10 protein-coding genes are annotated in these 12,709 nt (G+C 69.9%); 6 read left to right on the top strand and 4 right to left on the bottom strand.

The features are described 5' to 3' along the window. Window positions 1-22: 22 nt before the first annotated feature. Complete coding sequence (locus AC069K_RS02925; protein WP_478611520.1) at window positions 23-1,279, bottom strand: beta-ketoacyl-[acyl-carrier-protein] synthase family protein; 1,257 nt, start codon at window positions 1,277-1,279, stop codon at window positions 23-25. Window positions 1,280-1,346: 67 nt separating this feature from the next. On the opposite strand from AC069K_RS02925, the gene AC069K_RS02920 reads away from it, so the two are divergent. After that, window positions 1,347-1,964, top strand: coding sequence for a TetR/AcrR family transcriptional regulator (locus tag AC069K_RS02920; RefSeq protein WP_365109982.1), 618 nt, complete (start codon window positions 1,347-1,349; stop codon window positions 1,962-1,964). A gap of 350 nt (window positions 1,965-2,314) precedes the next feature. On the opposite strand, the gene AC069K_RS02915 is transcribed toward AC069K_RS02920, so the two are convergent. Next, a complete protein-coding gene (locus AC069K_RS02915) occupies window positions 2,315-2,974 on the bottom strand; it encodes a TetR/AcrR family transcriptional regulator (RefSeq protein ID WP_365109979.1) in 660 nt (219 codons plus the stop codon). Between the two features lie 186 nt (window positions 2,975-3,160). On the opposite strand from AC069K_RS02915, the gene AC069K_RS02910 reads away from it, so the two are divergent. After that, on the top strand, window positions 3,161-4,279 hold the full coding sequence (locus AC069K_RS02910) for a serine hydrolase domain-containing protein (RefSeq protein WP_478611517.1): 1,119 nt from the start codon (window positions 3,161-3,163) through the stop codon (window positions 4,277-4,279). A gap of 177 nt (window positions 4,280-4,456) precedes the next feature. On the opposite strand, the gene AC069K_RS02905 is transcribed toward AC069K_RS02910, so the two are convergent. Continuing rightward, the gene (locus AC069K_RS02905) at window positions 4,457-5,326 is read right to left on the bottom strand and encodes an AraC family transcriptional regulator (protein WP_478612002.1); all 870 of its coding nucleotides are present in this window, start codon (window positions 5,324-5,326) and stop codon (window positions 4,457-4,459) included. A 119-nt stretch (window positions 5,327-5,445) separates the two neighbouring features. Between AC069K_RS02905 and AC069K_RS02900 the strand changes: the two genes are divergently transcribed. Beyond that, window positions 5,446-6,228 carry a phytanoyl-CoA dioxygenase family protein gene (locus AC069K_RS02900; protein WP_478611515.1) on the top strand — a complete coding sequence of 261 codons (783 nt, stop codon included), beginning with the start codon at window positions 5,446-5,448 and terminating at the stop codon, window positions 6,226-6,228. Between the two features lie 153 nt (window positions 6,229-6,381). Here AC069K_RS02900 and AC069K_RS02895 read toward each other — a convergent pair whose 3' ends face one another. Then, the gene (locus tag AC069K_RS02895; RefSeq protein WP_478611513.1) at window positions 6,382-8,271 is read right to left on the bottom strand and encodes an HAL/PAL/TAL family ammonia-lyase; all 1,890 of its coding nucleotides are present in this window, start codon (window positions 8,269-8,271) and stop codon (window positions 6,382-6,384) included. 217 nt (window positions 8,272-8,488) lie between these two features. Between AC069K_RS02895 and AC069K_RS02890 the strand changes: the two genes are divergently transcribed. From AC069K_RS02890 to AC069K_RS02880, 3 genes are all read left to right on the top strand, one after another. Further along, complete coding sequence (locus AC069K_RS02890) at window positions 8,489-9,745, top strand: hypothetical protein (protein ID WP_478611511.1); 1,257 nt, start codon at window positions 8,489-8,491, stop codon at window positions 9,743-9,745. 109 nt (window positions 9,746-9,854) lie between these two features. Continuing rightward, on the top strand, window positions 9,855-10,142 hold the full coding sequence (locus AC069K_RS02885) for a hypothetical protein (protein WP_478611509.1): 288 nt from the start codon (window positions 9,855-9,857) through the stop codon (window positions 10,140-10,142). A gap of 326 nt (window positions 10,143-10,468) precedes the next feature. Beyond that, complete coding sequence (locus tag AC069K_RS02880) at window positions 10,469-12,643, top strand: hypothetical protein (protein WP_478611507.1); 2,175 nt, start codon at window positions 10,469-10,471, stop codon at window positions 12,641-12,643. The last annotated feature ends 66 nt before the right edge of the window (window positions 12,644-12,709 follow it).

Genomic DNA, 12,709 nt, shown 5'->3' with positions numbered 1-12,709 from the left:
CGAGGGGATGGCAGCGGACGGCTCACGGGGCGGGCATGAGAGCAGAGCCGGTGCCGGTCTCGGTGAAGATGAGGGAGACGTTCTGCCCTCCGAAGCCGAACGAGTTGCTGAGCACGGCCTCTTGAGGGGTGTCTCGTCGCTCAGCGACGACGTCGAGGGCGATGTCGGGATCGACGCCGGCCGCGGTGAGGTTGCGGGTGGGCGGTATGACCCCGTGCTCCACGCTGAGGACGGCGATGAGCGCCTCGATCGCTCCGGCCGCGCCGAAGAGGTGACCGAGCGCCGCCTTGGGGGCGGTTACGGCGGCGCGACCGAGGACTTCCTGGATCGCGTGCGCCTCGGCGACGTCACCGACCGAGGTTCCGGTGGCATGGGCGTTGACGTGGCTGATCCGCTCGGGAGCCAGACCGGCTTGGGCGAGGGCCTTGCGCATGGCGGAGATCTGTCCCGAGCCGTCGGGCGCGGGTGCCGTGATGTGGTGAGCGTCGGCGGCGATACCGGCGCCCGCGAGTACCGCGTGGACCCGCGCGTTACGGGCTCTGGCATGCGCGGCGCTTTCGAGCACCATCACGGCGGCTCCTTCGCTGAGGACGAATCCGCTGCGGTCGGCGGCGAACGGCCGTGACGCGGAGGCGGGTTCGCCGGTGTGCCGGGACAGTGCTTGTGCCTGGACGAAGCCGGCGACGGTGATCGGGGTGATCGCGGCCTCGGTTCCGCCCGCGATGACCACGTCCGCCTCGCCGGCACGGATGAGCCGGGCTCCCAGGGCGATCGCCTCGGCGCCGGAAGAGCACGCCGATACAGGGGTGTAGGACCCGGCCTGTGCACCGTATTCAATGCTGATCAGCGCCGCGGCAGCATTGGGCATGAGCATGGGAACCGTACGCGGCGAGACGCGCCGAGTCCCGCTCGCCTCCAGGGCGTCGTCTTCCTTCAACAGCGTCTGTACGCCACCGATGCCCGTGCCGATCGCCGACGCCAGTCGGTCCGGATCCACGTCCGGGGCGCCCGCATCGGCCCAGGCCTCGGCCGCGGCGACCAAGGCCGCCTGCTGCGAGCGGTCGAGCCGCCTGGCCCGTACCGGCGGGAGCAACGTGGCGGGATCGACTGCCATCGTCCCGCCGACGACCTCGGGCAGGCCGACGTCGTCGTGGCCGCTCAGAGCATTGCCCTGGATGCCTGACTCACCGGCGAGCAGGGCTTCCCAGGTGGATTTGACGTCTCCGCCGAGTGGGGTGATCGCGCCGAGTCCGGTCACGACGACTTCGGTCCCTCGCATACGTTCCAACCTTTCTTGTATGCCATACAAGCGGGCAGGACCTTGTTGTATCACATACAATCCGGGGGTGGAGAAGAAGCCATCCAGAGCACAGGCAACACCGACCAAGGCGCTCGAGCGTGGTCGCGCGACGAAGCGTCGACTGATCGAGGTCACCGCCCAGCTCTGCGAGGAGCGGCCGGGTGCCGAGGTGAGCGTCGCGGAGATCGCGAAGGCGGCCGGCGTCTTCCCCAACCAGGTCACCTACCACTTCGGCTCCAAGGACTCGCTGCTCGTGCACGCCGCCTTCCTGGGCCTGCTGCACGACACCCGCCGCATCGAGCGCATCGGCCGCCAAGCCCCCGATGCGGCGGCATTCCGGCGCAACATCGCCCGCGCCGTACTGAATCTGCCCTCGCTGCCCTCAGTGGCCCGAGCACTCGCGGCCGGGATCTCCAAGCCCGAACTCGCGCCGGTCATCGACCGGCACCTCCAGTTGCTGTTCCGGCAATCGGAGCGCTTCGTGAGCCGGTTCATCGACGAGCGCGGCTGGAAAGCCCGCCGACCGCTCAATGTGGAGGCCAGGACGTTCTGGAGCACCGCGCTCGGCGCGGTGCTGCTCGTACGCGCCGGGGCACACGGCACCAACGCCGAACTCGACCTCGCGGGAACACTGACCATCCACGACGATCCCGAGCGCGGCTAGCTCACACGCTCGGGGCCGGACGTCCTTGCCGGGGACGGCGGCACACGGACGACACCGCCTCGCCGCCCAAGGCGCGCTATAGCCGTAGCTGTAACCGCGTCCGTCCAGGGCGATCAACGGCCGGGAAGGGCGTGTTCGACCTCCCCAGGTCCCCCCTTCCCGGCCGGCCCCGCCCGCTTACCCCGTCCACCCGGATCCATGCCCGACCGTTTCCGGGACGCTGCATCGAGATCCGCTTCGGGAAAGCAAGCCACGGCCATCCACCGGGCCGGGCTCCACGCCACCGGCACTCTTCCGCTGGCGAGCAGCGAGCGGGGCGTGGGCGGGCCCGGCGACTGTACGGGAAGCTTCTAGTCCGGGCTGATCGCGCTCTCGATGTGGGCGAGTTGGGCGGCCAGGATCTCCTCGAAGGCGGCGCCGCGGTCCGACCCGAGCGGGCGGACGTCGCGGGCGAAATGGGCGAGGGCGGGGAAGCGTTCGGGGTCGGCGCCCAGTACCGCCACGCGGAAGTGCTCCATGCCCTGTTCGTGCTCTTCCGGGGTGACCGCGCCGGCCCCGGCCTCGGAGGTGATCAGCGCGGCGATCAGGACCGCGATCCGGTGGTAGCGCACCGGGATCTCCTCGTCGCGCAACCCGGACGCGCGCAGCGCCTGCAACACCTCTTCCATGACCAGCCGGGATCCCGCGCCGCCCGACGCGTAACGCCCCCAGACCGCGGCGAGCTGGGGCTGCTGGCCGAAGGCATCTCTTATGCGCAGGGCCAGAGCAGTGATGCGCTGCTTCCAGTCCCCCTCGGCGCGGTGGCCGTCCATGGCTGCGAGAAGGATCCGGTCGGCGACCGCGCGCAGCAGTTCCGTCTTGCTGCGGAAGTGCCGGTAGAGGCTGGAGGAATCGGTCCCGAGGACCGCGGCCAGTTTGCGCACGCTGAACGAGTCCGCGTCGCTCGTGCGCAGCAGCTCTGTCGCCGCGTCCAGGATCTCTTCGGTCGACCAACGCCTACGGGCTGCCATGTCGCTCCTCTCACCGGACTCGACCCTAACCTATGCACTTGGTGTTGCACGCACCGCGTGCATAATGAGGACACGAGCGCGCCAAGCAGCCCAGGAGCTGGGGCGGTGTGCCGACTCGTGCCCTTGTGTCCGGGGTCGGGCGACGGATTCGGCGCTCGCCCCGGGGAGACGAAAGGACGCAGACACATGAAGAACGCACTCGATTGCGCAGCGCTGGACGCGGCCGTGGAAGCCGTCCACCGCGCCGGGATGCCGGGCCTGTTCGCCGAGGTCAGAGACGGCGACCAGGTATGGCGAGGCGCCGCGGGGGTCGCCGATGTCACCACCGGTCGCCCCGTCACCGCCGACATGCGCCACCGCGTCGGCAGCATCACCAAGACCTTCACCGCCGCCGCGGTGATGCAGCAGGCCGAGGCCGGCCGGATCGGGCTCGACACACCGATCGGACAGTACCTTCCGAAGCTGGTTCCCGGAGAGCGCGGTGAAGCGATCACGGTCCGGATGCTGATCAATCACACCAGCGGCCTGGCCGAGTACCTCCCGTATGCCTACCCCTCCCTCAAGGCCTACCCCGTCCTCGCCGACACCGGGCCCGAGAGCCTGGACGACCACCGGTACACGCGGTTCGACCCCGTCGAACTGATCGGGATGGGGGTCGCCGCACCTCCTGTCGGTACCCCGGGCGGCACACCGGGGGTGTACTCCAACACCAACTACCTGCTCCTCGTCGAACTTCTGGAACAAGCGACCGGCATCACGGCCGAGCAGTACATCACCCGCAACGTCATCGAGCGCGCCGGACTCCGCGACACCGGATTCCCCACCGGCCCGCATGTCGCCGGTCCGCACTCGCAGCTCTACGAGGCGTGGTTCGGCATGATCGACCCGCCGCGCGACTACAGCGTCTACGACATGTCATGGGTGGGCCCGTCGGCCTCCCTCATATCAACCGTCTCGGACCTCAACCGCTTCTACGGCAAGCTGCTGGCCGGGGACATCGTCAGCCCGTCGTCGCTGGCCCAGATGCAGCGCACCGTCCCGGTCGTCTCCCAGGAGGGCAAGTTGATTGAGTACGGCCTCGGCCTGCACCCCACAGAGAGCCCCGGCCAGGACACCTTCTGGGGCCACGGTGGCACGGTCTGGGGCGGCGGAACGCTCGCCATGACCCGCGCCGACGGCCGACGGGGAATGGCCGTCGCGGTGAACATGCAGAGGTGGAACAGACTCGACGCCTCCGGCAGGCCGCAACCCCATCCCATCGACGACGCGCTCGCCGCCCTTTTCCGCGTGGCGATGTACGGCTGACGTCCATTCAGGAAACGGCTTGGCCCCGGCCGGCAGCGGTACGTCCGGATACGGTTGAGCACCGTACCGGGCGAGGCCGGCCGCTCTGGTCGGGTGGCCGGCTGGTCGCCGCTTCTCTCTCCCCCCCCGGACCAGCACACCGACCTCGGCGCACACGGCGAGGCAGGGACCCGTAGATCAATCGGCCTCCCGCTCCACCGGCAGCCACAGCTCGGCATCCGCCTCCCTGCCGTCGGCGGACATCCGCGTACGAAGGATCTCCGGCCCGGGGCGGCTCCGGTACGGGTTCGACGGGAACCACTCGGTGAACGCATCCCGCCACAGGGTCTGGATCGCCTGCGGCGCCGGCCCGGAGGTGGCGAAGACCGCCCACGTCCCGGCCGGTACAGGGAGCGTGGCCATGCCCTGCGGCGCCGACGCCGAGGTGACGACCCCGTGGTAGTAGTCGAGCTCGGTGCCCTCCGCCCGGCTGGGATCGAGGTCGTCGCAGATGGCGAGGATGCCGTGCGGTTCCTGGTCGGACAGTTTCTCCAACAGTTCCCTGGACTGGCCGCTGCTGGTCCTGCGGACGAAATCGATGATCGCCTGGTTCGGCCCCGAGTGCACGAGCGGAACCCGGGTTTTCGCGCCGACGACGCTGAACGGCGGCTTGCGCACAAGGCGGTAGCGCATGCTGCTGCTCCCCTCGATGATGAGGCGGAAGCTCATACGGGGCTGGGAGCTGAGTGCCGCGCCGGTGCGCCGCGCCTCGCCGGGCCCGACGCCGTGCATCGCGCGGAACGCCCGCGCGAACGCCTCGCCCGAGCCGTATCCGTACCGCACCGCGATCTCCAGCAGCGTCCGCTCACCGGCCAGGACCTCCGCGCCCGCCACGGTCAGCCTCCGACGCCTGATGTACTCCGACAGCGGCATCCCCGCCAGCGCCGAGAACATCCGCCGCAGGTGGTACTCCGAGGTGGCCGCGACCCGCGCCAGCTCGCCTACGTCGACCGAGCTGTCGAGCTGCCGCTCGATCTGCTCCATGGCCTGGTTGAGCCGCTCCAGCACGTTCGCCTCCAAGATCCCGACCATCGATTGAACCAGAAGCGGCCGCGCATGCCGGACCCGAGAAAAGCGGTGCGGCAGGTGTCGGGTCACCGGGGCATGCGGCCCCGCACGATGGAGGCATGGACGACACGACCCTGGTATCCCGCTTCCTCCGCGACGGCTTCGTCAAGCTGGAGGGCGCCGTCGCACCCCGCGTGGCCGCGAGTTGCGCGCGGCTGCTGTGGGGGGAGACGGGTTGCGATCCGGACGACCCGAAGACCTGGACGCGGCCCGTGCACTGGGTGGGCGGTATGGCACAGGGACCGTTCGCCGCCGCACCCAACTCCCCTGACCTGCACCGGGCGTACGACCTCCTGGTCGGCGCCGGACGCTGGGAGCCGCGCTACTCGCTCGGCACCTTCCCGCTGCGCTTCCCGCACGAGGAGGAGCCCGACGACGCGGGCTGGCACATCGAGGGGAGCTATGCGGTGGAGGGTGAGACGTGGCCCTTCACCAACCTCCGCTCACGCGGCCGCGCGCTGCTGATGCTGTTCCTCTTCAGCGAGGTGGGGGAAGAGGATGCCCCGACCCGGATCCGAGTCGGCTCCCACCTCGACGTGCCGAAGGTGCTGGAGCCGTACGGGGAGAAGGGCGCGAGCGTCCTGGCCATCGCGCCGGACCTCGCGGCGGCATCCGCCCAGCGGCCGCTCGTCCTCGCCACCGGTTCCCCCGGGGACGTCTTCCTCTGCCACCCGTTCCTGGTGCACGCGGCACAGCCCCACCACGGGACGCGGCCACGCTTCATGGCCCAGCCACCGCTGATGCCGACCGCCCCGTACGAACTGGAGCGGGCTGACGGCGCGTACTCACCCGTGGAGATCGCGATCCGCCGGGGCCTGGGGCGAGGCCACCTCCGGTCCTGATGGTGTCCGCCCGCCTATGGCCGCGAGCCCCACCACAAATCCCACCAGTACGCCCATCGTTCCCCCGTCCCAACCGGTCAAGAAGACCAACCCTATGCAAGATCCCTCCCGCCGACGTCGCTGATACCAGCCACAGCTCTGCGGGCGCGGCTGTCACGGCCGGCGGCCGGGTGTGCCACGTCGGTTGTTCGCGGAGGGGTGATGGGGCGCTTGCGGCAGGACGGACGACCCTTTCGTTGACGTCGACCTGCGGGGTGCCTCCGCGGCCGTGGGGTCGGTTGCGGAGTGCACCCAGGCAATCATGTTCTTGAGGTGCGGCGCCAACCACTCGTCCTTGGTCACTCGCGGCACCACCCTGCGGATCTCCCGCTGGATGGCTTCGGTCCTCTCCGCCATCGGCAAGCCCTTCATGTAGGGGTCGCCGCCCTTGGCCGGGTTCATGTGCTGGACGATGTCGACGCCTTGCGCGGTCATCATCAAGGTGACGGCGAGGACCTTCTCGAAGCGTTCGAGATTGTCGTCGAGGTTCTGCACGGACGCCACGGCCATCGGGTTGTGGTCCTCCTGCCCGACCTTGACGGGACGGCTGAGCACGCCTGAAGGGGCAGCGCGGGTCTGCATCTCAGGAATGACCGCCGCGGCCACGGTCTCGACCTGCACCATCCCGGAGTTCAGCCCCGCCTTGTCCTCGTCGCTCCACACTCCCACCAAGTTGGGTGTGAGGCCGTAGCTCCACTCCTTGCCCATCAGCCGCTCCCCCAACGCGTGGAGGAGCAGCGCCACGTCGGTCATCTGGGCATTGAGCGTGTCGATGGCGTGGCCGATGCGTGTGCCGTCCCAGTTGCCACCCATGACGAACTCACAGGAGCGGAAACGGGGGCGGGAAGGGGAAGGGGAAGGAGAAGGGGAACGGGAGCGGGAGCGGGAGCGGTCGCAGAAGAGCAGAGGGTTGGACGTCGACGCGTTCGCCTCGCTGGTGATGATGGCCCAGGCCTCGTTGATGGTCTGCCGGGCGGTCGCGAAGATGTGGGGAGCGGCGCGCACGGACACCGCGTCCTGGACCCGGGGCGTATGGCTGCCCAGGGTCTCGGGGTGGGCTTCATAGGCCTGACGGCCCTCTTCGGTCATCCAGGTGCTGCCGTGGACGAGTTCTCTGATGCGCCTGGCCACGTTGGCCTGCTCGGGAAACTTGCGCTCCGCGTGTGTACGGGCGTCCAGAGAGCCGCCTTCTGCCCGGGTCGCTTCCATGAACATGGCGAATGCCCTCTCCGTGTGGTCCAGCAGCCCGGTGGCACGCTCGACGTCATGGGCATAGCGGGCGGTGAGTACGCTGTTTCCGCTGACCAACGGCAGGGCTTCACCCGATTCCAGGGCGAATTCCGCGCCCAGGCCCGCGTCACGTACCGCCTGATGCGCGGGCATCATCTTCCCCTGGTACCAGGCACGGGTGTTCCGGGTGGCCCGGTCCCCCGTGAGAACGAGCCCCGCCTCCGCCATCGGTTGCAGATCCCCGGTGCCCAGCGGCCCGGTGCGGGGAATCACGGGAGTGACCCCTGCATTGAGGAAACGCACGATTCGCTGGACGAGCTGGGGGCGCACCCCCATGTGCCCGCGGGCCATGGTGTTCGCCCGCAGCAGCAGAGCGAGCCGGGTCACCTGCTCCGGGACGGGCTTGCCCACACCGGACGCGTGTGAGCGCAGCACGTTCTTCTGGAATGCGACCTGCTGCTCCGGGGTGAGAGCGGCATGGTGCAGGGGGCCCAGCGCCTGGTTCCAGCCGTAGACCCGCTGGTTGCCGTCGCTGAGGTGTTCCAGGGCCCCTTGGCGGGCGTAGGCGAGATTCTGGGAAGTTCTCGCAGGCAAGGTGAAAGTCAGATCGTCGCCCGCGAGGACGCGACGGATGGTGTCCGTCGAGATACGGTCCCCGTCGACGATGACCTCGTGTCCGGCCTCGCTCGGTGGCGAGCGGTACGCGACATGGCCGGGTGTGACAGGCGCCGCGCCGCTCAACCCTGCCGAAGGCAACACCGCGCCGACTGCCAACGCCAGCACTGTGGCGCATCGCAGCCATCCTCCGAGCGGCCCAGGGCAGGATCTACTCCGGCCTTCTTGACTGATCATATGATCGTTACCTCCTGCCGTAAGAGGAACAGCACGAGGCGCCAAGATCGCCCGGTTGATCTCTCTGTGGGCGCGCCGCCCGATCGAGACTTCGGTAGCCTCTCCGCCCGTCATGCCGGGCACCGATTAGGCTCTACCCATGCTGACCAGCGGAGACGAGTCGTACGAGGCCGTCAGGCGGCTTGCCGCCGGGGTCGCTCTGGACCGGGCGCTCGATGTGACGGACCCGGATTCCTGGATCGGTCTCGACTTCTGGGTGCGCCAACTGGCCTGGCAGCGGCCGGAGCTGTTCCACTCGAAGGCGTCGCTGTCCAGGCGGCGGCTGAGGTGGGATCCGGGCGCGTCACTGCCCACCGTCACATGGCGCCGGAAGCCCGGTGGGACCGAACTCGCCCTCGCCCTTTGCCACCCCGACGGCCGCATCCGCGCGGCCGCCCTGGACCACACCGATGACCACCCCGCGCTGCTCGCGCTGGTCATCATCCGCTGCGCGGACTGGGCGGAGCCCGTACGAGAGCGAGCCCGTGCACGCCTCGCCGATACGCCCCCGCACCGGCTTGCCGCGCACGCCCCGCTGACCCTGCGAGTCGGTCGCCGCCGACGAGGCGGATTCGCCCAGGAGCGGCTGACGGAGGCGTTGCGTACGGGGCCGGCCGCACACACCGAGGCACTGCTCGGCAGCGGTGACCGGGCCACGGCCCGCCTGGCGCACCGCGTCGCCGTCGAGCGCCGACTGCTCCCCGCCGAGCGGCTCGCTCAGACCGCCGCTCGGCACCGAGACGTCGCCGTGCAGGACCTGTGTGCCCAAGCGGCCGTGGCCACACTCGGCGAGGGCAGTTCCAACAGTTTCACCGAGGTCGTGGTGCCGCTGCTCGCCTCCCGCCAGTCCCGGGTCAGGTCGGCGGGGGTGACGGCACTGCGCCGGACCGGACGGCACGCCGATGCCGAGCCGTACCTCGGCGATCGCTCCGCCGTCGTACGAGCGTGTGCCCGCTGGGTGCTGCGGCAGGGCAGCATCGACCCCGTTCCGCTGTACCGCGCACTGTGCGCCGACCCCGAGGCACAGCCCCCCGCTGTGGTGGGCCTCGGCGAGTGCGGGATGCGTGAGGACGTGGACCTGGTCCGGGCCCTCCTCACACACCCGGCGGCCGCGGTGCGCGCCTGCGCGGTGGCCGGGCTGCGGGCCCTGGACGCGGTGCGCGCCGACGACGTACGACCGCTCCTGGACGACCCGTCGGCGGCCGTGGTCCGGCAGGCGACCGCCGCCCTGCTGCCGTGCGCCGACCACATACCGCGGGAGCTGCTCCGCCGGCTCCTGGCCCAGGACCGTCCGCGCCACCAACGGGTCGCAGCGGTCCGGCTACTGCGAGCCCTTGGGGTGCACGCCCAGGTCTGATGGCGCAGGCAGGTGTGTGCGCTGCTTGCCAACGCCCGCCACGGAACCCCAGTTCCAGGCCACGGGCCTATCCGTGCGGCCGCCTCGTCTCGCGTGGGATCATCCGTCCATGAGCGGCAACCTGGAAGTGAGTGCTCTGGCGGTCAACGTCACGATCCCGCAGGCGCTCCGCTGGACGGACACGCGACGGGGTGAAACCTTCCAACTCACCACACTCAACATCCGGCTTCTCCCGGACGGTCACCTCGCCGTAAAGGCCTATGGCCGACCCGTCGGCGGTGGTCGGGGCGCATACGTCTCGTTCCCCGTCCCCGACCGACCAGAACTGGCAGCTCTGGTCGCGGACGCGGCCACCCGTGCCGGAACGCTGTGGGCCGCCCATCGTGGCCTCGGCTGAGCCTTGGCCGCGGGTGGATCGGGGCTACTCGGTGCCCGGCCGCCGAAAGAGCGCCCGGCCAGGTGTGACCGCACGAAAGTCGAGCCACATCCCTGCAACCGCGAGGTCGGGCCCAGGCGTCGAAGATGTGGGAGGCCACTGAAGTACGTACTTGCGTACGTACCCGCCCGGCTTAGTTCCAGAGGGCGTTCAACCACCCAGCACAAAGCCCCCGTTCCGGATAATTAGTTGCATAGGGTGTACAACCGTCCAGTCTCCTCATAGGTCTTGGTGGATGTCGCGTTCTCCGCCCGGACACGCGCATCCCTCACGAGGAGGCTCATTCCATGTCACGCGCTCGCGTTCGCACCCCTCGGTCGCGGCTCGGTGCCGCCGTCGCCGTCGCCCTGGCCGCCACCGCGGCCGTCACGCTCAACGGCCCGGCCGACGCCGCGACGCCGGCTCCTGCCCGCGCCGCCGCAGCCGCGCGACAGGGCGCCGGGAACGCGACTTTCCCGTTCGTCAACAGTGTCCTCGCGACCGCAGGGCCCAGCGGGTTCCTCGCCGTCCGTACGGACGACGTCGCCTGGACGCGGTACGCGGACGGCGCCGTCACCCCCTTCCCGAAGAGCCCGGCGGTCACCTACCAGGGCGCGGCCGGAGCCGACATCGTCGTGGCGAGCGAAGGAACCCGCCACACCATCCACGACATGGCCAAGGGCGGCGACCCGGTCGTCATCGACATCCCGTACAAACTGCGTGAGGTCAACGGCTCGACGCTCGTGATGGTCGACCCGGCCACCCACGACCTCCACCTGGTGAGCCGGGCGCCCGGCGGCGAGGTCGTCGACCGCAAGGTGACGGGGATGCCGGCCGGTGTGCCCTGGGGGTCGCCTTATGGCTCGACACCCGGGACCGTCGCCGTGCAGACCTCGGCGTCGGACGGCGACTTCTATCTCGCCCTGGTCGACGTGGCCACGGCCGCCACCGTCGAGACGTACGACCTCGACCGCTACAGCGGCTTCGCGCAGGTCACGCCCGACCGCGTGCTCTGGGAGCCGGCATCCGGCCAGACCAGGATCGTGGACCGGAAGACCAAGCAGGCCGAGACCCTCCCCTACCACGCGCAGATCGCCCTGGGCGGCGACTGGCTGGCGATCACGGGCAACGACAAGGTCGTCGTCGACGGGGTCACCTATCCGAACAAGCCGATCGTCCTGAAGTCGCTGAAGGACGGCCGGAAGGTGCCGCTCCTCGACCTCGCGAGTCATGTGGCCCCGGCCGGCGACGGGACCCTGCTCGTGTCCGGCGGCACCTTCGCGCAGGGCCAGGGGCTGTTCCGCATCTCGCTCGACGCGAGCGGCTCCCCCGTGGCCACCATGATCGGCGACGGGCAGAATCCCCTGGAAATGATCCTGAAGGGGGCGAACGTTCCGAGCGTCTTCCACTTCGACGGCACCGACAAGCGCGTGACCTGGGAGACCAACCAGCCGGACCTGGGCGTCTCGCTGGACCTGACCCACGTGGCCACCGGCCGCACGGTGTCGCTGTGGAGCTATTACGACACCTACATCAACTGGAAGGGCTACTTCGACCAGGTGGTCGGTGCCTACAACGGCGAGTACACCTGGAAGATGACCGCCCGCCCGGCGTCCGGCGTCGGCCCCTCCGCCGTGAAGACCGGTACCACCACGGTCGAGCGCGGCACCGCACCACGCGACTTCAACGACAACGCGCAGGCGGACGCCCTCGTCCGCGACAGCTCGGGCAACCTGGGCGCGTACGACCTCAGCCACCTGCGCGCCATGGGCAACAGCCCCGACTGCGACGACGAGGGCTGCCCGCCGGTCGTCCACGACCCGAAGCCGGACGTGCTGGGCACCGGCTGGAACACGTACACGCTGATGGCCTCCCCCGGAAACCTGGCGGGTTCAGCAGCGGACGACGTCGTCGGCCGGGACCGTGACGGTGTGCTGTGGCTCCACCAGAGCGACCACCAGAAGCTCCTGCCCCGCACGAAGATAGGCGGCGGCTGGAACATCTACACGCAGATCACCGGCGGGTCGGACCTGAACGGCGACGGCCGGGGCGACCTCCTCGCCACCGACCAGGCCGGGGTGCTGTGGTTCTACGCCTCCACCGGCGATGCCACCACCCCCTTCAAGGCCCGTCAGAAGATCGGCGGCGGCTGGCAGGTCTACAACCTCCTCACCGCGCCGGGCAACATCGCCGGCGCCTCCGGCGGCGACCTCCTCGCCCGCGACAAGGACGGTGTCCTCTGGCTGTACCTGGGCAAGGGCGACGGCACCTTCACCGCCCGCCGCGAGGTCGGCGGCGGCTGGCAGAAGTACACGCACATCATCCCGGCGGGCAAGAACAGCAAGGGCGTGGCCGACCTCTACGCCATCGGCTCCTCCGGCTCCGCCCTGTACTCCGGGCGCAACAGCACCACCGACCCCTTCGAAGCGGCCCACGCCCTGCCCCTGCGCAGCGACTCCACCCGCTTCCAGACCTTGTTCTGATCCTGCCTCACGTCTCCACGGGGTGGCGGTCGCCGCGGTGACTCCCTGGAGGGAGTGAACGCCGCT

The organism is Streptomyces sp. NPDC043908 (assembly GCF_056435525.1).
Note: the sequence above shows the minus strand (reverse complement) of the source record. Positions and strands in the feature narration are given on the sequence as shown.

What these genes read in the sequence shown, in the direction of transcription:
- AC069K_RS02925 (WP_478611520.1), bottom strand. Translation starts at nt 1,279, where the DNA reads ATGCGAGGGACCGAAGTCGTCGTGACCGGACTCGGCGCGATCACCCCA.
- AC069K_RS02915 (WP_365109979.1), bottom strand. Translation starts at nt 2,974, where the DNA reads ATGGCAGCCCGTAGGCGTTGGTCGACCGAAGAGATCCTGGACGCGGCG.
- AC069K_RS02910 (WP_478611517.1), top strand. Translation starts at nt 3,161, where the DNA reads ATGAAGAACGCACTCGATTGCGCAGCGCTGGACGCGGCCGTGGAAGCC.
- AC069K_RS02900 (WP_478611515.1), top strand. Translation starts at nt 5,446, where the DNA reads ATGGACGACACGACCCTGGTATCCCGCTTCCTCCGCGACGGCTTCGTC.
- AC069K_RS02890 (WP_478611511.1), top strand. Translation starts at nt 8,489, where the DNA reads ATGCTGACCAGCGGAGACGAGTCGTACGAGGCCGTCAGGCGGCTTGCC.
- AC069K_RS02885 (WP_478611509.1), top strand. Translation starts at nt 9,855, where the DNA reads ATGAGCGGCAACCTGGAAGTGAGTGCTCTGGCGGTCAACGTCACGATC.
- AC069K_RS02880 (WP_478611507.1), top strand. Translation starts at nt 10,469, where the DNA reads ATGTCACGCGCTCGCGTTCGCACCCCTCGGTCGCGGCTCGGTGCCGCC.